Origin of the sequence: Rhodobacter sp. Har01 (assembly GCF_020564565.1) — a bacterium.
Taxonomy (GTDB): Bacteria; Pseudomonadota; Alphaproteobacteria; order Rhodobacterales; family Rhodobacteraceae; genus Pseudogemmobacter.
Genome location: NZ_JAJCTD010000061.1, coordinates 1 through 251, shown reverse-complemented (window position 1 = coordinate 251; position 251 = coordinate 1). Strand labels below are relative to the sequence as shown.

The window sequence follows — 251 nt, the reverse complement described above, 5'->3', positions numbered from 1 at the left end:
TCGATGATCTCGCAATGGTGGGTGAGGCGGTCGAGGAGCGCGGTGGTCATTTTTGCGTCGCCGAAGACGGCTGGCCATTCGCCGAAGGCGAGGTTGGTGGTGACGATGACCGAGGTGCGCTCGTAGAACCTCGCGACTTCCAGGTTAACACCTCATTAACCGATTTGGACAACCCTGTGGTCGATCAGCGTGGGGCTTCCGAAATGAATTCACTGATTGCCGCTGTCTTCCTTCTTCCGGTGACCGTCCTG

At 57.8% G+C, this 251-nt stretch carries 1 pseudogene; it reads right to left on the bottom strand.

Annotated features, from left to right (window positions below):
• A pseudogene (locus tag LHP98_RS19415) lies at window positions 1–125 on the bottom strand (ATP-binding protein); the annotation flags it as partial.
• Window positions 126–251 lie beyond the last annotated feature (126 nt).